At 56.8% G+C, this 19,818-nt stretch carries 17 protein-coding genes and 1 tRNA gene; 13 read left to right on the top strand and 5 right to left on the bottom strand.

Annotation, left to right across the window (positions count from 1 at the left end):
- Nucleotides 1-7: 7 nt before the first annotated feature.
- From atpH to atpC, 5 genes are all read left to right on the top strand, one after another.
- A complete protein-coding gene (atpH, locus tag ACGY09_RS09340) occupies nt 8-652 on the top strand; it encodes an ATP synthase F1 subunit delta (protein WP_397571330.1) in 645 nt (214 codons plus the stop codon).
- Complete coding sequence (atpA, locus tag ACGY09_RS09335; RefSeq protein WP_397571329.1) at nt 603-2,129, top strand: F0F1 ATP synthase subunit alpha; 1,527 nt, start codon at nt 603-605, stop codon at nt 2,127-2,129. Before atpH ends, atpA begins: the two co-directional genes overlap by 50 nt.
- Before the next feature lie 112 nt (nt 2,130-2,241).
- Nucleotides 2,242-3,132 (top strand): ATP synthase F1 subunit gamma, encoded by an 891-nt coding sequence (gene atpG, locus ACGY09_RS09330; RefSeq protein ID WP_397571328.1) that lies wholly within the window; start codon nt 2,242-2,244, stop codon nt 3,130-3,132.
- A gap of 92 nt (nt 3,133-3,224) precedes the next feature.
- Nucleotides 3,225-4,664: a F0F1 ATP synthase subunit beta gene (gene atpD, locus ACGY09_RS09325; RefSeq protein ID WP_373650537.1), complete on the top strand. Its 1,440-nt coding sequence runs from the start codon at nt 3,225-3,227 to the stop codon at nt 4,662-4,664.
- Nucleotides 4,665-4,855: 191 nt separating this feature from the next.
- Complete coding sequence (gene atpC, locus ACGY09_RS09320; RefSeq protein WP_373650538.1) at nt 4,856-5,266, top strand: ATP synthase F1 subunit epsilon; 411 nt, start codon at nt 4,856-4,858, stop codon at nt 5,264-5,266.
- Between the two features lie 99 nt (nt 5,267-5,365).
- On the opposite strand, the gene ACGY09_RS09315 is transcribed toward atpC, so the two are convergent.
- A complete protein-coding gene (locus ACGY09_RS09315; protein WP_397571327.1) occupies nt 5,366-6,091 on the bottom strand; it encodes a uracil-DNA glycosylase in 726 nt (241 codons plus the stop codon).
- A 131-nt stretch (nt 6,092-6,222) separates the two neighbouring features.
- Here ACGY09_RS09315 and ACGY09_RS09310 point away from each other — a divergent pair, with 131 nt between their 5' ends.
- Nucleotides 6,223-7,140, top strand: coding sequence for an alpha/beta hydrolase (locus ACGY09_RS09310; protein WP_397571326.1), 918 nt, complete (start codon nt 6,223-6,225; stop codon nt 7,138-7,140).
- A gap of 130 nt (nt 7,141-7,270) precedes the next feature.
- Here the strand turns inward: ACGY09_RS09310 and gatA are convergent, their stop codons facing one another.
- Together gatA and ACGY09_RS09300 are read right to left on the bottom strand one after the other, a co-directional pair.
- Nucleotides 7,271-8,758, bottom strand: coding sequence for an Asp-tRNA(Asn)/Glu-tRNA(Gln) amidotransferase subunit GatA (gatA, locus tag ACGY09_RS09305; RefSeq protein ID WP_397571325.1), 1,488 nt, complete (start codon nt 8,756-8,758; stop codon nt 7,271-7,273).
- A 129-nt stretch (nt 8,759-8,887) separates the two neighbouring features.
- Nucleotides 8,888-9,088 (bottom strand): DUF6800 family protein, encoded by a 201-nt coding sequence (locus tag ACGY09_RS09300; protein WP_373650542.1) that lies wholly within the window; start codon nt 9,086-9,088, stop codon nt 8,888-8,890.
- Between the two features lie 943 nt (nt 9,089-10,031).
- Between ACGY09_RS09300 and ACGY09_RS09295 the strand changes: the two genes are divergently transcribed.
- The 3 genes from ACGY09_RS09295 (at nt 10,032) to ACGY09_RS09285 (ending at nt 12,661) form a co-directional block, all read left to right on the top strand.
- Complete coding sequence (locus ACGY09_RS09295; protein ID WP_397571324.1) at nt 10,032-11,321, top strand: beta-ketoacyl-[acyl-carrier-protein] synthase family protein; 1,290 nt, start codon at nt 10,032-10,034, stop codon at nt 11,319-11,321.
- 373 nt (nt 11,322-11,694) lie between these two features.
- Nucleotides 11,695-12,519, top strand: a complete 825-nt coding sequence (gene proC / locus ACGY09_RS09290; RefSeq protein ID WP_397571323.1) for a pyrroline-5-carboxylate reductase — start codon at nt 11,695-11,697, stop codon at nt 12,517-12,519.
- A gap of 71 nt (nt 12,520-12,590) precedes the next feature.
- Nucleotides 12,591-12,661, top strand: a tRNA-Gly gene (locus ACGY09_RS09285).
- 195 nt (nt 12,662-12,856) lie between these two features.
- On the opposite strand, the gene ACGY09_RS09280 is transcribed toward ACGY09_RS09285, so the two are convergent.
- The gene (locus ACGY09_RS09280) at nt 12,857-13,780 is read right to left on the bottom strand and encodes a PP2C family protein-serine/threonine phosphatase (RefSeq protein WP_397571322.1); all 924 of its coding nucleotides are present in this window, start codon (nt 13,778-13,780) and stop codon (nt 12,857-12,859) included.
- Nucleotides 13,781-14,344: 564 nt separating this feature from the next.
- Between ACGY09_RS09280 and rpsU the strand changes: the two genes are divergently transcribed.
- The 4 genes from rpsU to ACGY09_RS09260 all read left to right on the top strand — a co-directional run bounded on the left by rpsU (nt 14,345) and on the right by ACGY09_RS09260 (nt 18,362).
- On the top strand, nt 14,345-14,575 hold the full coding sequence (gene rpsU, locus ACGY09_RS09275) for a 30S ribosomal protein S21 (RefSeq protein WP_373650546.1): 231 nt from the start codon (nt 14,345-14,347) through the stop codon (nt 14,573-14,575).
- A gap of 645 nt (nt 14,576-15,220) precedes the next feature.
- Nucleotides 15,221-16,072, top strand: coding sequence for an MlaE family ABC transporter permease (locus tag ACGY09_RS09270; RefSeq protein ID WP_397571321.1), 852 nt, complete (start codon nt 15,221-15,223; stop codon nt 16,070-16,072).
- A gap of 58 nt (nt 16,073-16,130) precedes the next feature.
- Nucleotides 16,131-17,129, top strand: coding sequence for an ABC transporter ATP-binding protein (locus ACGY09_RS09265; protein ID WP_397571865.1), 999 nt, complete (start codon nt 16,131-16,133; stop codon nt 17,127-17,129).
- A 54-nt stretch (nt 17,130-17,183) separates the two neighbouring features.
- Nucleotides 17,184-18,362 carry an MlaD family protein gene (locus ACGY09_RS09260; protein ID WP_373650549.1) on the top strand — a complete coding sequence of 393 codons (1,179 nt, stop codon included), beginning with the start codon at nt 17,184-17,186 and terminating at the stop codon, nt 18,360-18,362.
- 215 nt (nt 18,363-18,577) lie between these two features.
- Here the strand turns inward: ACGY09_RS09260 and ACGY09_RS09255 are convergent, their stop codons facing one another.
- Nucleotides 18,578-19,735 (bottom strand): hypothetical protein, encoded by a 1,158-nt coding sequence (locus ACGY09_RS09255; RefSeq protein WP_397571320.1) that lies wholly within the window; start codon nt 19,733-19,735, stop codon nt 18,578-18,580.
- Nucleotides 19,736-19,818: the final 83 nt, after the last annotated feature.

The raw sequence follows: 19,818 nt of genomic DNA, 5'->3' as shown, positions 1-19,818 counted from the left end.
GGCTGACGTGGATTCGCAAGATCTCCGCACTCAAATCTCCTCCGTGTTAGAAGATCCACGTGCCCAGTCGGTGGCAAAGGTCTACTCACACGCCTATCTCGAATCTGCCGAGAAAGCAGGCGGGATTCCTGCGGCACTGGAAGAACTCGGGTCGTTCGTCACAGACGTACTGCAACAGAACCCCGAGTTTGACCAAATGCTGCGGGCGCAGGGGTTGAGCGTCGAAGCGAAGCTGCAACTGCTTGAAAAAGTTGTGGTTCCGCGATCGACCCCACTATTCGCAGATTTTATTCGCGTTGTCGCAAATCACGATCGACTGAGTCTCGTCCCGCTGATTCATGATGCTGCCGTCCGCGAGGCCGAGCAACGCCTGAATCAGCAGCGAGTGCAGATCACGAGTGCCGCAGAGCTCTCTACCGAGACGCTCGATGCCATTCGCAGTTCGTTGGCGACAGCATTGTCAAAACAGCCGATTCTGGAAACGCGGGTCGACCCATCTCTCCTCGGCGGGATGACGATTCGTGTTGGCGATACCGTCTATGACGGTTCCTTGAAAACTCAAGTAAAACAACTTCGCGTTCGTTTGCGCGAGAGGTGTCTGAATGAAATTCAACGCGGGCGAGATCGCTTCAGTCATCAAGACGGAAATTGAAGGCTTTCGCGGACAAATACAAACCAGTGAAGTCGGCCACGTCGTCGAGGTCGGTGACGGCATCGCGCGGGTCTATGGCTTATCGACAGCCATGGCTGGCGAAATGGTGGAGTTCACCAAGAGCGGCGTTCGCGGCCAGGTGTTCAACCTGGAAGAGAACTCCGTCGGTGTGATCATCCTCGGTGACTACCTGAAGATCACTGAAGGTGAAGAAGTCCGTACGACTGGCGCACTTCTGTCGGTTCCTGTCGGGGAAAGCCTGATTGGTCGCGTAATCGATCCATTGGGTAATCCGCTCGACGGCAAGGGTCCTGTGCTGACCACCGAAACCCGTCCGCTGGAAACAACGGCACCAGGCGTCGCCGGACGTCAGCCGGTCAAGCAGCCGCTGCAGACCGGGATCAAGGCTGTTGACGCCATGACCCCTGTCGGTCGTGGTCAGCGAGAATTGATCATTGGTGACCGAAAGACGGGCAAGACAGCCGTCGCCATCGACGCGATCATTAACCAGAAGGGCGGCGACGTCATCTGTGTTTATGTGTCGTGCGGTCAGCGAGCCAGCTCGACAGCCGGTGTGGTGGAAGCTCTGACCAAGGCCGGAGCGATGGACTACACCATCGTCGTGAGTGCCTCGGCCAGCGATCCTGCTCCGCTGCAGTACATCGCTCCTTACGCCGGTGCTTCGATCGCTGAATTTTTCATGTATCAGGGTAAGCACACCCTGGTCGTGTACGATGACTTGACTCGACAGGCGACTGCCTATCGTCAGTTGTCGTTGCTGATGCGACGCCCACCAGGTCGTGAAGCGTACCCCGGGGACGTGTTCTACTGTCACAGCCGTCTGCTGGAACGTGCCGCCAAGTTGAGCGACGAGCTCGGTGGTGGATCGATGACGGCCCTGCCGATCATCGAAACCCTCGAAGGGGAAGTTTCGGCATATATCCCGACGAACGTGATTTCGATCACCGACGGTCAGATCTACCTCGAGCCGGATCTGTTCTTCAAGGGTGTTCGGCCCGCCATCAACGTCGGTATCTCTGTCTCCCGCGTCGGTGGTAACGCACAGACGAAGGGGATGAAGAAGGTTGCCGGTAGTCTGCGACTGGACCTGGCAGCGTTCCGTGAGCTGGAAGCATTCGCTCAGCTCGGTACAGAACTCGATAAGGCGACACAGCAGCAGCTTGACCGCGGTTACCGCATGGTCGAACTGTTGAAACAGCCTCAGTTCCAGCCGTTGAACGCAGCAGATCAGGTCATGAGTATCTATGCTGGTTCGAAGGGTTACTTCGACAAGGTACCGGTACCACGCGTTCAGGAAGCAGAAAGCAACCTGCTTCAGTTTATGCGAGAAGAGAAGAGCGAAGTCCGTGACGCCCTCATCAAGGGTGGGGCACTGGATGACGCCACCGAAGGTGCCCTGAAGAAGGCACTGGAAGAATGGCGTGACCGCTGGCAGGCGACCCAGGCAAAAGCGTAATTCCGAAAGCCTTCTGTTTCGGCAGGAGAACAGGAACAACCGGGAACATTTGACAGATGTCCCGGTTGCGACACCGTCCCCAATTTGAAACTGACTGCAGTACAAGAGAACCATGGCAAAAGCACGTGCGATCATCAAGCGGTTAAAAGCCGTTCGCAACGTCCGCAAGATCACGCGGACGATGGAACTGGTTGCGACCGCACGCTTCAAAAAGGCAATGGATCGAGCGACACAAGCCGCTGCTTACACACGCAAGATTTCTGAAATTGTGGCGGATCTTTCGAGCACACTTCAGGAAGGCGCGTCAGGATTCACTCATCCACTGCTGCAACAACGGGATACCGAACGAAAAAGTATCCTTTTGGTCATTACATCCAATCGCGGGTTGTGTGGCGGTTACAATGGGGGGGTGTTGCGGCACGCTCAGGCACGCATCCGCCAGGCCAAAGCGGATCAGATTCCGCTGGACATTGAAGTGTCCGGTAAGAGAGGGATCGGCTTCTTCAAGTTCCAGAAGATTTCGACGGCGCTCAGCTACACGCATTTCGAAGATAAGCCGACATTCGATGAAGTCGACGTGCTGGCAAAGCGGTACGTGGACCTGTTCATCCGGGGCGAGATTGACCGGTTGGACGTGGCTTACACCCGGTTTGAAACCATGTCCCGGCAGAAGGCCGTGATTGAGACCTTGCTGCCGATCGGAAAGCTGGAAGGGGCGGCCGCGGCACCCTCTGGCAAACCAAGCATCGAGTACGAATTTCTGCCATCACCCAAAGAAATTCTGGAAGAGATTGTCCCGGCGTCATTCAAGGCGCGGCTGTTCAAGTGCTTCCTGGATGCCGCTGTGAGTGAGCAGATCGCACGTATGGTGGCGATGAAGAGTGCTACCGACAACGCGGATGAGATGATCCGCACAATCCGTGCTCAGTATAACCGGGCACGTCAATCGCAGATTACATCGGAACTCAGTGAAATCATCGGTGGTGCCGCTGCGTTGGAATAACGCGGTGCCCCCGACCACGAGTTGTTCGCCAGTTAACCCGTTAGTTCGTTCAGAGTGGCAAAACAGACCATTCGAGAATAGAGACCACAGATATGACGACCGGCACCAATATTGGCCATGTCACACAGATCATCGGATCAACATTTGACGCGGAATTTTCGGAAGCGAGCCTGCCCGGAATTTATAACGCCGTCAAGATTGAGACCGAAGTGAAGGGGCTCAAGCTCAAGGTGACTGGGGAAGTCCAGCAGCACCTGGGTGGCGGTCGAGTCCGGTGTGTGGCACTCGGTTCCACCGACGGTATGGTTCGTGGAATGGAAGTTGTGGATACCGGGGCGCCCGTGAGTGTTCCCGTCGGTAAAGCGACTCTGGGCCGTGTCTTCAACGTGCTCGGCGATCCCATCGACGGCCGTGGTGAAGTTCCCTGTGAAGAACGATGGGCCATTCACCGTGATCCTCCGGCTCTGTCGGACCTCAGCTCCAAGACCGAACTGTTCGAAACCGGTATTAAGGTGATCGACCTGCTGGTTCCATTCGTCCGCGGTGGTAAAGCCGGTCTGTTCGGTGGAGCTGGTCTCGGTAAGACCGTTATTTTGACCGAGTTGATCGCTCGTATCGCCTCGGCTCACGGGGGTTACTCGGTGTTCGCAGGGGTCGGGGAACGAACCCGTGAAGGTAACGACCTCTGGCTGGAAATGCAGGAAGCCGAGATCGGCAGTACTGGTCGTCACGTGATTGATCAGACCGCGATGGTGTTCGGTCAGATGAACGAACCGCCCGGTGCTCGTCTTCGCGTGGCTTTGACCGCTCTGACAATGGCCGAGTGGTTCCGAGATGCAACCGGTGCTGACACCCTGTTGTTCGTCGATAACATTTTCCGATTCTCGCAAGCCGGTTCGGAAGTGTCCGCTCTGCTTGGTCGTATGCCGAGTGCCGTGGGTTACCAGCCAACACTGGGTACCGAACTGGGAGCTCTGCAAGAGCGAATCACCTCAACCAATCGTGGTGCGATCACCTCGGTGCAGGCCGTTTACGTTCCTGCAGACGATCCGACCGACCCTGCTCCTGCGACCGCGTTCGCTCACCTGGATGCATTCTTGTATCTCGAACGACGAATCGCTGAAAAAGGGTTGTATCCCGCAATCGATCCGCTGTCTTCGTCGTCACGAATCCTCGACCCGCTGGTCGTGGGTGAACGGCACTACAAGATTGCTCGCCGAGTGCAGCAGATTCTGCAGCGATACCGCGAACTTCAGGACATCATCGCAATTCTCGGTATCGATGAATTGAGCGAAGAAGACAAACTGGTTGTGCACCGAGCACGTCGTATCGAACGATTCCTCTCGCAGCCGTTCCTCGTTGCTGAGCCATTCACCGGCAAGAAGGGTAAGATTACCCCACGCGACGAAACGATCGAGAGTTTCGAAGAGCTTTGCGACGGCAAGTGGGACCATCTGCCGGAAGCCGCCTTCACTTATGTCGGTGGTATCTCTGAAGCTGCCGAGCAGGCTGAACGTATGGCCAAGGCTTAATCAGCCGGGTCGGTTTCAGGCTGGATCAGTTTGTTGAATTGGATTAACGATCTGGTGCAAGGTTGCATCAGATTGCGAGTGGTATAATGCCAGCGGGTGCCGTTTCAGGTCCCCGCTGACGTGAACTGCACGAAGTGATTCGGGACAAGACGCCGTGATTGTCCCTTTGGCTGTGGTTAAGTGAGGTCAAAATGGCTGGTGGCGACAAATTGCGACTGATCGTCGTGACTCCCGAGCGAACTTTGCTCGATGAGCCTGTCGCTTCGCTCCGTTTTCCGTTGTACGACGGTGATATCGGCATCCTGCCGGGGCGAATTCCACTGATCGGACGACTCGGAACTGGGGCGCTCCGCGTGCGAACCACGGCAGGCGAAACTGTCTACTTCATTGACGGTGGATTCGTTCAGGTACAGGGACCGGTCATCACGCTGCTGACGAATCGAGCGGTCCCGGCTCAGGACCTGTCGACTGCAGAAGCGGAGAAGCAACTCGCGGAAGCGATAGCCCGTCCCGCCAAGACAGATGAAGAAGTGGCTGTGAAGTTCGCAGACCAGCAGCGGGCACGAAAGATTCTCGCAATCACCAATCCTGCCAACTCCTGAGTTGGCGAAACAGATTTTCAGAACCCTGTCAGGCCTCACGATGGTCTGATGGGGTTCTTTCGTTTCACGTCTGGAAGATTGGGCGTAGCAGAAACTCACTCATGGGAGGAAGCTCTCGAGGCGGTGTCGGGCCTGGGTGAAAACCGCATCGAGCATCGGTTCTGTGAGTCGTCCCGTGAATGTGTTGCGGGGACTGGGATGGAAGCATCCAATGATCCAGCCCCGGTCGTCGAGCATCGGGACTTCCTTGCCGTGACCGAATTTCGGTCGTGGACCCTTGGGGGGCAGCCAGCGTTGGGTAATCGCCTGAGCGATCACGTTGGTCCACGCGGTCTGACCGAGGGCGACGATGACTTGAACGGGTAACAGAGTCAGCGTCCGTGCGATCCACTCCGAACAATTGGCGATCTCATCCTTCGTTGGCTTGTTGTCGGGTGGAGCACAGTGGCACGGATTGGTGATTGCACAGTCAATCAGCTTCAGTCCGTCATTTCGATGTGTGGCGGTCGCCTGATTTGCAAACCCGGCTTTGTGAAGAGCGCGGTACAGCCAGTCGCCACTGCGGTCTCCTGTGAAGACGCGGCCGGTTCGATTGCCACCGTGTGCGGCAGGCGCTAACCCCACGATGACGAGTCGGGCGGATGGATCGCCGAAGTTGGGCACTGGCAGCCCCCAGTATTCCCAATCGCGGTAGGCAGCCCGCTTCTGCTGAGCGACCTCCTGGCAATACGTCCGTAGCCGCGGGCAGCGTTCGCAGCCCACGATCTGGTTGTTGAGTTTGGCCCAGGCTAATTGCTGTTGTTTTGGCGTCAGGCGTCGTTCCATGTGATCAATGTCGGCAGAGGGTATGATGCGATGCGCCTGCCTGGCGCTGACACCAAGTATACGCGACCAGGGATTGTCCAGGTGGTAAAGTTCGGATCGTCGTGCGGACCAGATTCCTCGAGGGAAGATTCATGATGACACGGATTCTGTGGTTGCTGCTGCTGGTATCTGGGATGGTCGGGAGTGGGGAGGCATGGGCCCAGGATCCGGCATCGCAGCTGAAGCCAACATATGCGGAGGTCACGTACGGTCCTTATCCCCGTAATGTCCTCGATTTCTGGCAGGCAGAGGGAGCAGGGCCCCGGCCCGTAATGGTTTACATTCACGGTGGGGGATGGACGGCGGGGGATAAGAAGCAGAATACGGACAAGTATCGTCCGTTTCTCGAGAAAGGAATCTCCTGTGCCGCCATCAATTACCGCCTGACCCCGGACAATCCATTGCCCGCCCCCGTACACGATGCTGCTCGCGCCATCCAGTTCCTGAGGTCGAAGGCCAGCGAGTGGAATATTGACGGCGACCATCTCGCCGTCACGGGGGGGAGCGCGGGGGCTTGTACGTCGATGTGGCTGCTGCTCCACGACGATCTGGCGGATCCCGACTCTAAGGATGAAGTTCTGCGACAGTCGACGCGTGTTTGCGCCGCGGCGGCGTATGCCGGCCAGGTCTCAATCGATCCAAAGGTGGTGGAAGAGTGGCTGGGGCCGAACGTCCTCAAGCATCGCATGATCAATATGGCCGTCGGAGAACTGACGATCGAAGGCGCTCTGAAAAACTATGACAAATACCGCGATCTCTATGTGGAGTTTTCACCTTACAACCATGTCGACGCGAAAGATCCCCCGCTATTCCTGAGATATACCGAGGAGATGACACTTCCTTCCAGGGACGCTGGGCATGGTATTCATCACCCGGTCTTCGGGATCAAGCTCAAAGAGCGATCCGACGAAATCGGTCACGAATGTCATCTGCTCATTCCCGGCCATTCCCGCTCGGAAAAATATGAGTCAGAGACTGCGTTTCTGATCGCCAAATTGCTTGGGCAATGAGCGGACGATCCATCAGCAATTGACGGTCCGTGATAAATCACGCGCGGGGTCGGTCGCCACGAGGGGACGGCAACCGAGCTTGGCCAGAAATCTGGACCGAACAGCCGCACACACGGTTTTTTGCCGTGGACTAGATGTCATCCTGAATCGTCGTGGGGGACATCAGGTGCCAGTCGGTTTCCCGTTCCAGCATTCGGCCGGCCTGCAGCAATCGCACCTCTGCGAATGGGGGGGCGAGCAACTGGAGACCGATAGGAAGACCGGATTTTGTCAGACCGCACGGGAGCGAGATGCCCGGGATCCCTGCCAAGTTTGCACTGATGGTGTAGATGTCGGACAGATACATCGCCAGCGGGTCTTTGGTTTTTTCACCAATCTTGAAAGCGGGTGTCGGTGTGACCGGGCCGGCAATCACATCGACCTGCTGGAATGCGGCGTCAAAGTCATTGCGAATCAAGCGGCGCACCTGTAACGCCTTGGTGTAAAACTTGTCCGCGTAACCAGCGGACAGCGAGAACACGCCGAGCATGATCCGTCGTTTGACTTCGTCACCGAATCCCTCTCCGCGGCTGGCTTCGTACATCTCGGCCAAGCTCTGCGAGTCCCCTGCGGCACGATGGCCGTAGTGTACGCCGTCGTATCTGGCGAGGTTGCTGGAGGCCTCGGACGTCGCAACCAGGTAGTAGGTCGCGATCGCATACTTGGAATGAGGGAGATGAATCTCTTTGAGCTGTGCACCTTGGGATTCGTAGACCTTAAGTGCCTGGCGGACCGAGGCTTCGATTTCTGGATCTAATCCCTCGGAAAAATATTCTGCGGGGATTCCGATCTTCAGCCCTGCGAGTGGCTGATCGAAGAGCTGACTGTACGCGGGAACGGGCTGGTTCACGCTGGTTGAATCGCGTGGGTCATGTCCCGACACGGCCTCAAGCAGTGCAGCGGCCCCCTGAATGTCTGTCGCGAAGGGGCCGACCTGGTCGAGCGAGCTGGCGTAAGCAATCAGACCGTAGCGGGAGACCCGTCCGTACGTCGGTTTAAGTCCCACAATGCCGCAAAGGGCTGCGGGCTGGCGAATGGAACCACCCGTATCGCTGCCAAGAGCCACGGGAGCCATTCTGGCCGCGACGGCCGCTGCAGATCCGCTGCTGGACCCCCCGGGAATTCGCTCGATATCCCATGGGTTCCGGGTTGCTCCCCAAGCAGAATTTTCTCCCGATGAACCCATGGCGAATTCATCCATATTGGTCTTGCCGATGAGTACCGCATCGGCCTGACGCAGCTTTGTAATCGCGCAGGCGTCGTAAGGAGGGACGAAGCCTTTGAGCATGCGGCTGGCGCAGGTCGTTGGCTGTCCCCTCGTGCAGAGTACGTCCTTGGTGGCGACGGGGATCCCGGCGAGGATGCCGAGCGGGTGGCCGGAGGCACGCTTGTGATCAATCTCTTTCGCCTGGCGAAGGGCTTCCTCTTCGTCAACATGCACAAACGCGTTCAGGGACGGATCCCGCTGCCGGATTGCTTTGAGAAACGATTCTGTCACTTCGACGGAAGTGAGTTCGCGCTTGTTCAATCGGTTGAGCAGTTCACTGAAAGACAATTTCGTCAACGACGAAGAAGCCACGGCGTGTTCCTCATGAGATGTGTCGAGACTGGTGCGGGCGACACCGCGCAGCTCGTCTCAATAACGAAAAAGCACGAACAAGACCAATGCCTTGCCGTGCTTTGAGTATCCCGAAAACCGAAGCCCGAATTACTTGCTGGCCTGCTCGGCTTTGATTTCTGCGACGCGTTCTTCAAGATTGTAGAAAGGGCTGAGCCGACGAACTTTGGTCGCCAGTACAGCCTTATCGGCCTGTGCGGTGGCCTTGATGTACTTGGCTACCAGCTTCTGAATTTTGACCTTACGGTGTCGTCGGCGAGCAATCTCGCGATCTCGTTCAATGCGAGGCATATTTCAGTGTCTTCTTGAAGCGGGATTGAAGAAAATGATTTCGTATCGTGTTCACCGCAGGCGATCTCGCCAGTCAGGTGAGAATACAGCCGACGATGGATGCAAGCGTAATCAACGCAACTTCTTGTGGCAGGTTTTGCAGCGCACACGCATGCCGACAAGCTTGTTGCACTTGGGGCAGCGTTTGGCCTTGCGAGCCAGCTTCAGTTTCGTTCGGGGACGATAAACCATGACAGAACCCTCGTCGTTCCCTGCCAGACGCAGAAGAACCAATTTGCATTACCGGTTTTCGTGACCACTGCTCGCGGATCAGTTCGCCATGCGAAGCCAAAATCGAGCCAAGTCCCGATACATTAATTATTTACTGTTATCGACTGAATGGGGGTGAGTCCGTAGTTAACAGGCGCAATCCCATTCGGGGTCGAGCAGTCTACTCGTTGTCGGTAGGCCATGCAAGCCAAGCCAGTGTTTGTTGCTGATTCTTCAGATCAAATTGAAAATTTGCTGTATCACACCGCGAAGGGGATTGCTAAAATTGTCGGCGTCCGTTCCGTGGATTCGCTGGGACGGCTTGTTTGAGTGGGTCTCAAGCAGGTCGTGAATCTCGTGACGGATACGCAGTGTTTTGGGTGTTTTTGGTTCCAGGTGTTTTCAACAAACAATTGCTCAGTCCGCTGAGGAAGAAGGTTTGTTCGTTCGGCGTGTACCGAATAGGCCACGTCGAAGAAACAGTATCGACTGGATCAGGTTCAAAATCCGATAGAAATTCAAGATCGGGTGTGTAACCAGGTCACGTGTACTTCTGTGGCTCAAGAGGTCGCTGTTCGCGTCCCCTTTGTGCACCGGAAACCTGAATATTCAGCGAGCGGCAAGGACTGCTGGACGAGAGTGGAAACTCTTTGGCGCGGGGAGTCCGTAGTCAAAGTTTTTACGGGGTCAGGCGATGATGGCTGGTTCCGATTCCCACCGCGTGGTCGTCACCGGTGTTGGAGTGGTGTCACCGATTGGCATTGGGCAAGATGCGTTCTGGCAGAATCTCATTGCCGGACGTTCCGGAATCGACTTGTTAACGGCGTTCCCTTCGGGGGGCTTGCCGTCCAAGTTGGCTGCGGAAGTCCGCGATTTTGATCCGGTCGAGCACATCTATCACCGAAAATTTCTGAAGGTCATGTCACGCGACATCCAGTTGGGTGTTGCCAGTGCTTCGATGGCGATGGCCGATGCGGCGTTGCCTCGTGGAGCGATCGATCCTGAACGGCTGGGCGTCGAATTCGGTGCCGGACACATGTCCGCGACACCGGAAGAGCTGGCGGATGCGGCGAAGCATCTGCAGCAGACGGCTGATGGCGTTTCGTTCGAAGGCTGGGCCGAAGATGGTCTCGGCGAGATTGCTCCCTTGTGGCTGCTGAAGCAACTTCCCAACATGCCCGCGTGCCATGTCGCCATCGAACACGATGCGCGCGGGCCGAACAATACGATCACCAGTTGCGAGTCGTCCGCTCTTCTGGCACTGGCCGAAGGGATGCGAGCGATTGAACGGGGTGCGGCTGACGCCATGATCGTCGGCGCCTGCAGTTCGTACATTCACCCGCTGGAAATTGCACGGCTGAATCTGTACGAAAACCTTTCGCGTGGTGACGATCCGCGTTACGCCTGCCGGCCGTTCGACCTGAATCGGGACGGGACCGTTGCCGGGGAAGGAGCGGCCTCGTTTGTGCTGGAACGGTACGATCATGCGATCCGCCGCGGTGCACCCATCTACTGCGAGATTCTCGGGGTCGGGGCTGGCTGCGATGGTAGCGATCCTGCCAATCGTGCGAGCGGTCTGGGGTTAGCCCGATCGATCGATGCGGCTCTCAAGCGATCGAATCTGACGCCGCGCGATCTGGGGCATATCAACGCCCATGGTAAGGGGACTCGCCGAGACGACGTCGCGGAAGCGAGTGCCTACTACCGGTCGCTGGGGACGATTGCCGAGTCGATTCCCGTAACGGCCCTGAAGAGTTACTTCGGGCATTTTGACGCTGGAGCCGGTGCGGTCGAGCTGGCAGGTAGCCTGCTGGCAATGCGACATGGTCAATTGCCCATGACGCTCAACTATCGCACTCCCGATCCACTTTGCCGGCTGAACATTGTCCACGATGAGCCGATGAAGATGTCCAACGGGATTGCACTCAGCGTTAACCGGACTCGCATGGGTCAGAGTGCTGCTGCTGTGATTCGTGCTGTCTGACAGACAGATAGCGTAAGGTTGGGTCACAGGGCGGTCCACTTAAGACTGTCCGCTGAATTCTTGGAAAACCGCAGGCATTGCTGCTTGCGGTTTTTCTGTTGCTGTCGCCGAAGTGGACGCCTCCGAGCCCACGGGAAGGGTGAGTTGTTCGCGGGAATGGTTATTCAAATCTTGTGGACGGTTTTACCCGAGATGTGAGCCCGAATTTCGCCTCGTTGCACCTTTCGTCTACACTGTTCCTCTACACTGTGTGGGGGCTGTGTAAACCGTCCTGGACCTGCACGGACGAGTTTGGCGACTCTCGCTGTAATCTGTTTTGAACTCACTGCTTTTGATGATCACTGTTGAATTTCACTGTTGAGGAGACTACGCGATGACCGGCGAATCGAAACCTCTCACGATCGGCTTTGTCGGGGCGGGGCAGATGGCGACCGCACTGGCAAAGGGGTTTCGGGATGCGGGGTCGGTACCTGCCTCGTCAATCGTCGCCTGTGACGTGTATCCTGCTGCCGGAGAGCGATTCGTCGAGCAGACGGGAGGGCGGCTCGCTCCGTCCAGTGCTCAGCTCGCTACCGAAGCTCAGGTTATCTTCCTTGCTGTCAAACCACAGCAGATGACGCAGGCCATGGCTGATCTTCGGAAGTCACTTGGTGCCGGTCAATTGGTGGTCTCCATTGCTGCAGGGGTGACTCTCAAGACGCTGGCAGCCGGGTTGGGAGAACAGGTTCGAACGATTCGCGTGATGCCCAATACTCCCAGTCTGGTCGGCTGCGGTGCCAGCGCGCTGAGTCGCGGGGCAAGCGCGACCAGCGACGATGTGGCTCTTGTTCAGAAGCTGCTGTCGAACGTGGGCGTGGCCGTTGAAGTGCCGGAAAAGCTGATGGATGCGGTAACCGGGCTGTCCGGAAGCGGGCCGGCTTATGTCTATCAGGTAATTGAATCTCTCAGTGATGGTGGCGTTCGGATGGGGTTGCCTCGGGATACGGCGACGAAGCTGGCTGCCCAGACCGTGTTGGGTGCCGCGCAGATGGTCCTCACCACAGGTCTCCATCCCGGTGCCCTGAAGGATGCTGTGACGAGCCCCGGGGGGACCACAATTGCGGGGATTCATGCACTCGAGCGAGGCGGTTTGCGCGGAGTTTTGATGGATGCCGTCGAAGCGGCGACAGAGCGTGCGCGCGAACTGGATGCGTCGTGATCGAATTTCGCCCCTTCTGATTCGCATGACGGCTTGACCGCTGCGTAAAGGGTTGGTAGGTTGCGGCGAATGCGGGTGTAGTTCAATGGTAGAATGAAAGCTTCCCAAGCTTTAGGCGAGGGTTCGATTCCCTTCACCCGCTCTTTTCAAGCTTCTTCCAGATTGGTACTTGCAACGAATCTTGCAAGGCACGATGGGAGACGCTTTTCTAAGGTTGAGACGCTTTATCTCCCGGGCGCGATAGCGCCGGTCTCTCTCCGCTCGTGGGCTGCACTCTTATAGACTCGCGTCGCCTGGAGTCTCCCGTCGTCCTGCCCTTTGCCGTGTCTGCATTGAATTACGCAGACTTCAGGTAGTCTCCGATAATGACCGTCACGTTGTCACGGCCTCCTGCGGCGAGTGCTGCATCGATCAGTTGCTGGCATGATTCCTGGGTTGAGCTCTTTCGGGCCATGATCTGGGAAATGTGAGATTCACTGGCCATGTCAGTCAGGCCGTCTGTGCAAAGGAGCAAGCGGTCGCCATCCTCAAGCTCGATATGCGAGGTCTCGACGTCGAGCTGATTAAGGTTCCCCCCGAGGCAACTGACGAGAGTGTTCCGGAATCGCCTGGCTGCTTCGTCGAGGGAGTTGATGAGTCCGGCTGCGAGCATGGATTCCGCGAGTGTCTGGTCTTTGGTCAGCCTGTGCAGTTTGCCATCCCGGAACAGGTAAGCACGCGAATCTCCCACGTGGAAGATGAACGCGTCCCAACCCACTGTCAAAGCCCCGGTCAGGGTGGTTCCCATGCCGCGGTACTCACCCTGGGCACGGGCTTCATCCTGGATTCGCTGGTGGATGAGATGCATGTAGACGTTGATGGCTTCTTCCAATTCTATCCGTTCAGCTTGAGAAAGGTTGAAGTGCCATTTGAAGGCTTTGCCGGTCAGCTCCCAGCACGTTTGCAGAGCGAGCATGCTGGCCAGTTCGCCAAAGGCGGCGCCACCGATCCCGTCGGCAACCGCCAGTGAATAAGCTTCATCGCTATTCCCTTGATAGGCGTCGGTGGGCATGTTTGTCAGCAGGACGTCACGACCTCGGTATCGCCGAACGACCGAATAATGGTCTTCATTGTTCGTTCGGAGTAATCCGCGATGAGACAGGGCGCCGAACTCCGTTTTCACACGAACCGCCTCGTCACCAAAGTACTTGGTCGCAAGTTCATCGTAGTCGGGCTTCGCTGGGCGAAACCATTGCGTGTCCTCGATTCGCGAAGTTGCCACGACTATGTCCTTTCTGGCACGAGATGTGACTGTCGGAGTTTCATCTCTATTGTAGACATCCCGGTTCATGAACGTCTGTGTACATCTTGTTATCTTTTCGAGGTGACCGAGTCACTGCGGGTCGGATGATTTCAGCGCCAGTTTGTCTTGATTCGGCTATCGGCGCTGCCTAAAGCGCTTTCGTAGAGGTCAACTTGGATTACTCCTCGTCTCCTCTAGGCCGTTGCAGCGAGTGAAACCTCGTGAGAATGAAGGAGCAATCATTGTTCCGTCGCCCGAAAGCCTCTCGGGAATTGAAGGAATGAGCCGGAGAAATTGGCTTCAGAGAGTGGCAGCCACGCTGCGGGATCTATAAATTCTCCGTAATTCTGCAGCGAATCGCCGATTCGTACCCGATCAAGCGCATTCGGGTCCCTGAATTGGGCTCTGCCGGTGAATTACGGGATGTCTTCGCTTCCCACACCCTCGCTGCGTTGCTACACTTTCTCCCCGGCTCTCGCCTTGGTACGTACCGGTACAGGCTGAAGTGCGAACATTTCTCAAAACATCCGATGGGAGGATTGTGTGGTTAAGTTGCGGTTGCGGGACAATGAGGGAATCAATGACGCGGTGAAGCGGTTTCGTAAATTGGTTGAACATGCGGGCATCAAGAAAGAGATGCGCCGACGTGAATTTTACGAAAAGCCAAGCGAAACCCGCCGTCGTGCCCGTCGTCGCGCCGAACGTCGTTCACGGATTCAGCGAATGGTCGGTGGGGGCAGCCCTTCCGCACCAGCCGGTAAGCCAGATCGATAAGTTCGAGAGTTTACAGCAGTTCTGGAAATGTTCAGCACTCAACCAGCCATTCTTCGGAATTGATGCTGGAGCAGGGAACGGTACAACGTCGTCATAGCGGTTTCACGCACGTGCTTCAGGCGCGGCGTGGCCGCTGCGGCTGGAACAGCCTGGATTTCGATCACGCCGGGCTGTTTATTCCCGGACCGCAGTTCTTTGTCCCTGCGATGTTATGCACTCTGAAGCGATGATGTAGTAATGGGGCAGTAGAGTCTGCTCTGTGGCATCGCCTGTCTCATGCGGTGCTCGCACGTGCCATGAGTTTGGAAGACCTTCTCTTCGGTCGTCCCCGGCCCCGATTTTTGCGGTTTGCCGAGGCAATTCGATCGGTTTCGCCCTCTTCTCTTTCTCTCAAGCTTCGTTCATCTCAGCGGGGCCCCGTGTTGATTTGACCTGGCGATGGTCCCCGGAAATCGAAAAACGGGCATGCTGAGTCGCTCGATCGCTCATGTATGACGGCGAGACGGAACTGACTCTCTGCAGCCGGAACGACGCAGATCCCTGGCGGCAAAAGTGAACTCGCCACAAATTCGGCTTTCGGCTATTTCTACCGCTGTCACGCCACCTGGCTGAGTGACACTGCGAGGCAATACGCGAGAAGCACGAGTGTCGACATCATTGACTGCCGCGGAAGCTGGTCCTGCGACTCCGACTTTCGTTCACTGGATTGGACGGAAGACGCTCGACCTGTTCATTGCCATCGGCGATCTGGTGACCTTCACCTGGCAGCTTTGGGGTTTTCTGTTTGCACGACTTCCGCGCGGTCGCGTGCTCTGGCCGATCTTTTACGAAGTGGGCGTTCGAAGCGTCCCGGTTGTCTGCATTACGGGGTTGTTCATCGGGATGGTGCTGGCGGTGCAATCCTATGATACCTTGAGTCAGCTTCACTTCGAGATTCACATCGGTTCCGTCATTAACGGGACTCTGGTGAAGGAACTGGGGCCGGTGCTGGCGGCCGTGATGCTGGCAGGGCGAGTCGGAAGCTCCATCGCTGCGGAGATCGGCACGATGAAAGTCAGCGAGCAGATCGATGCTCTGAAAGCCCTCGGAGCGGACCCTGTGGCGTATCTGGTGGTTCCTCGCTTTCTGGCCTGCTTCTTAATGATCCCGGCGCTCACCATGGTGGCAGAAGGGGTGGGAATTTTCGGGGGCTGGTTTGTGAGCACCCAGGTTTATGGGGTCAGCGGTCATCACTTCTGGGATTTCTCAGATCGATTCGTCAGCGGTTTTGATGTGATTACCGGGGTTGTGAAGAGCATGAGTTTCGGGGCGGCGATCGCCATCGTTGCCTGTCACCGGGGTTTTCGTTGTGGATCCGGGGCAGAAGGTGTCGGCCGCGCTGCCACGGAAGCCTTTGTCATGTCATTTATCGCGATCCTGGCACTCGATCTGGTACTGGCGCTGACCACAATTCAGCTCGTGAAGACCTTGGAAATGCTTGGAGTTCCGGTCACCTAGTTCCGGACAGGCCCTCAGGCATGATGCTCACTTACTGGAATGGATGTCAGCGATTGTGATGGATCACGAACAGTCAACTCAGCTCGAAACCTCGTCGAACCGCGACCCGGCGGACCATGCCGCGTCGCTTCCCTCGCTACCGGGGTTACAGGTCACCGAGAGACTCTCCGCCAATTCACAACTCCCGCCAACTCCATCGTTGGCTCAGGCATCCCACCGACCGATGACGACTGGTTCTCGCGCGAGCCGTCCGGCAGCGGCAACGGCCCGGGGCAGCACACTGGCGATGGAACTTCGCAACGTGTCTCAGTCGTTCGGAACTCAACAGGTCCTCCGCAACATCTCGCTGGAAGTACGACGAGGGGAAACACTGGTCCTCATCGGTGAGAGCGGTTGCGGAAAGAGTGTCACCACAAAACTGCTGGCGGGGTTGCTGAACCCGACGCAGGGAGATGTCTTGTGGGATGGCCGACCCGTGAGTGACCGCAGTCCTGCTGAGCGGCGACGTGATCGACTGCGACTGGGGTATTTGTTTCAGGGAGCGGCTCTCTTCGACAGCATGAATGTGTTCGAGAACATCGCTTTCGGCCTGCGTGAAAATACGATGCTGAACGAATCGCAAATTCGTGACATCGTCCATGAGCGGCTTCGGGAAGTGGGACTGCCCGAGAGTACCGCACGGAAGCAACCGTCCGATCTCTCGGGGGGAATGAAAAAGCGAGTCGGGCTGGCGCGTGCTCTGGCGATGTCGCCTGACATTGTCTTTTATGATGAGCCGACAACGGGATTGGATCCCGTGATGAGCGAGGTCATCAACGAACTCATCGAGCAGACGCAGGCCCGCCGTCAGGTCACCAGTGTGGTGGTGACACATGACATGAAAACCGTTAGCCGTGTCGCTGATCGCGTCGTCATGTTCTACCCGCTGGCCCGGTTGGGAGCGGGGGAGTCACAACTGGTGTTTGAAGGTACGCAGGAAGACGTCTTTGAGTGCGAGGATCCCCGCGTCGCTCGATTCGTGCGAGGTGAACTCGATCCGCGCCGGAATGCGGGGTAATCCCGATCCGTCTCAGCAGATCTATGCAGTGACTGTCGTTTAAGAAGGAAAATCATGGCCACGGAACGGCAACTCCAGTTTCGAGTCGGTGTGCTGGTCACGGTCGCTCTCTCGATTTGTATTGGACTGGTGGTCTGCTTTGGTGATGTGCAGCATCTCTGGAAGAAGAGCTACCCTCTGGTCGTCCAACTCGATAGCGGCACGGGACTCTACCCCACTGCGCCCGTCCTGTTGTGCGGCCTGAATATCGGTACGGTCAAACAGGTTGAACTCGATAAACAGGGGCGGGGCGTCAACGTCATCGTCGACATTCAGGAGGGGATCGATTTCCCCAAAGACACCCGCGCCGTCGTGACCAGATCACTGCTGGGGGAGTCGGCGATTGAATTTGTCCGAGGAACAGACTCGGAAATTCTGAAGCCCGGCAGCCGACTGCCAGGGCAGACTGCCGTCGACCCACTGGTGATGGTACAGCGACTGGAGGCCAGAACGACCGATTCGCTCAGTGCCTTCAGCGAAACCAGCCAGGAATGGCGGAACGTAGCCCGGAATCTGAATCAATTGATGGAGACGCGGCGAGGTAACCTGACGGAAATCGTCGAGAACGCGGCGGAGTCACTGCACCAGTTCACGGCGACGATGAAGACTGCGAACCAGTTGATCGCGACCATCAACAAGGTGGCGGCTGACCCCGCCTCACAGCAGGCGGTCAGGGAAACATTGACTGGTCTGCCGAAGCTCGTCACGACCACGAAAGCCACGGTGGATGAGACGCGGCTGGCAGTGGCGTCAAGTCGTCAGATGATCGACAGTCTCAACCGGAATCTCGTGAATCTCTCTCAGGTAACAGAGCCCCTCGGGCAACGTGGCGACGAAGTGGTGTCCAAGGTCGATAGTGTCTTGGGGAAGATGGACGCATTCCTGACGGAACTGAATCACTTCGCCAAGGAGGTGAATCAGCAGGACGGGACGCTGCATAAATTTATCGCTGATCCCACGCTGCACAATCAATTGGTTCGCTCAACCGAGTCTGCCAATGTCCTGCTCAAGAACCTGGACCCGATTCTCAGGGATCTGCGTGAGTTCAGCGATAAGATCGCGAGGAACCCGGAAGTTCTGGGACTGGGGGGAGCGGTCCGTCCCAGTAAAGGTCTGAAAGACGCCGAAATGAGATCCCAAACTCACAATGGAGTTTCTCCCAAGACCATCGTCCGCGGGAATAACCCCGAATAATTTCACTGCAAGGGCCGTCGACGGACCGCTGATCAGGGGCGCGATTGCCGACGGATTACTCCGTGAAACGCTGTGACGCAAAAAGAAAACGCCCCTGTTCAACGTCCGTCGCAGAGGGGTCAAACACAGTTCTGCGAAGAACGTTCGCGCTTGATCTCCACGTATGGCACCGCCGTCGCGGTGGAGAGGGTGCTATTGCCAGTTCCTCATCGGAATTATTTGGTTGAGGAGGTTGTGGCTTCTGCGGGAGTGATCGCGACACCGGAACGGTCGCAGACGCGAACTTGGAATGTCCAGGCCTGAGCCCAGTCATCGGTTTGCTCGTTCTGGCAGATTTTCAGCAGGATCGTGTTCGGACCTGGCTTCAGCTTCGCGCTGACCTTGTACTGGTCCAGGAAGGAACCCCGGTGATATTCTTCGTGTCCGAAGATCTGCACGCCATTGACCCAGATTTTCCAGGCATTGGGAGTTCCCAGACGGAATTCGACGTCCCGTGCTGCATCGGAAACAAAGGTGGTTGTCGCGTAGGTTACCGCGCCTTTGAAGGGTTCCGTTTTCTTGGCGATATCGAGGATCCCGTACTCATCGTCCGTTGAGTATTCTTTCCACTCAACCTCGCCCATTTTGCCCACGTATTTGGCCTTCAGGTTCAATTCGCGTTCGGGTGGATAGGCGATATTGAAGCCTTTCTTGTCGGTGTTATCGAACGGACCAATCAGAGACCACTTTGTCAGAAAACCGAAGTGTTTTTGCAGATCAACCGTCTCGCCAAGTTCCCGCAGCGGTTTCACGATCTCTTTCACCTGATCATCGTCGATCGCGCCGGAGAGTGCGGTGGTCAGCAGTTTCCGTTCGGTCTCTTTGTCGTCCTGTTCATGTGCTTTGGTGGCTTGTGCCATTAATCGAGCGACAGCATCGCGCCGAAACTCGGAACTGGTGTCCTGCAGCATTCCCGGAATTAACCGATCAGATGCGGTGGCATCGACCTTCAGCAGCCATTCATACGCAAGTCGACGAGCTTCGGGGGAACGAGCGGTGTCTTTGACGAAGCTTTCGAGAGACTTAGCGGGAAGGTTTCCCGTGGTCTTCAGTGTTCGATCGGCGATGGTGTCGACGGCGGATCGAAGCCAGTTTACGGCAAGCGGATTGGCATCTTCGAAGTTTTTGAGGATGACGGGCAACGCGTCGGTCGGCGCCTGCGACAGTTCTTTGACGGCGGCGATCGCTGCGGAATGACGGGCTCCTTCCGGACCGACGGACTTGATCGCTTTGATATTTTCTTCGATCGATGCGGCATTCGCCTGCAGAGCGGGGGCCAAGGAAACTGCAAAGCATGCAATGAAGACTGTCCAACTCCAGGCTCTTGACCGCATCGATGGCTCTCCCGCAGCAGTTCGTTCTCGTGAAAACTCTCTTTATCTGGGCTGACCAGCTTCAGATGAGAATTGACACGAAT

It is taken from the genome of Schlesneria sphaerica, assembly GCF_044336245.1.
Classification (GTDB): Bacteria; Planctomycetota; Planctomycetia; order Planctomycetales; family Planctomycetaceae; genus Schlesneria; species Schlesneria sphaerica.
Note: the sequence above shows the minus strand (reverse complement) of the source record. Positions and strands in the feature narration are given on the sequence as shown.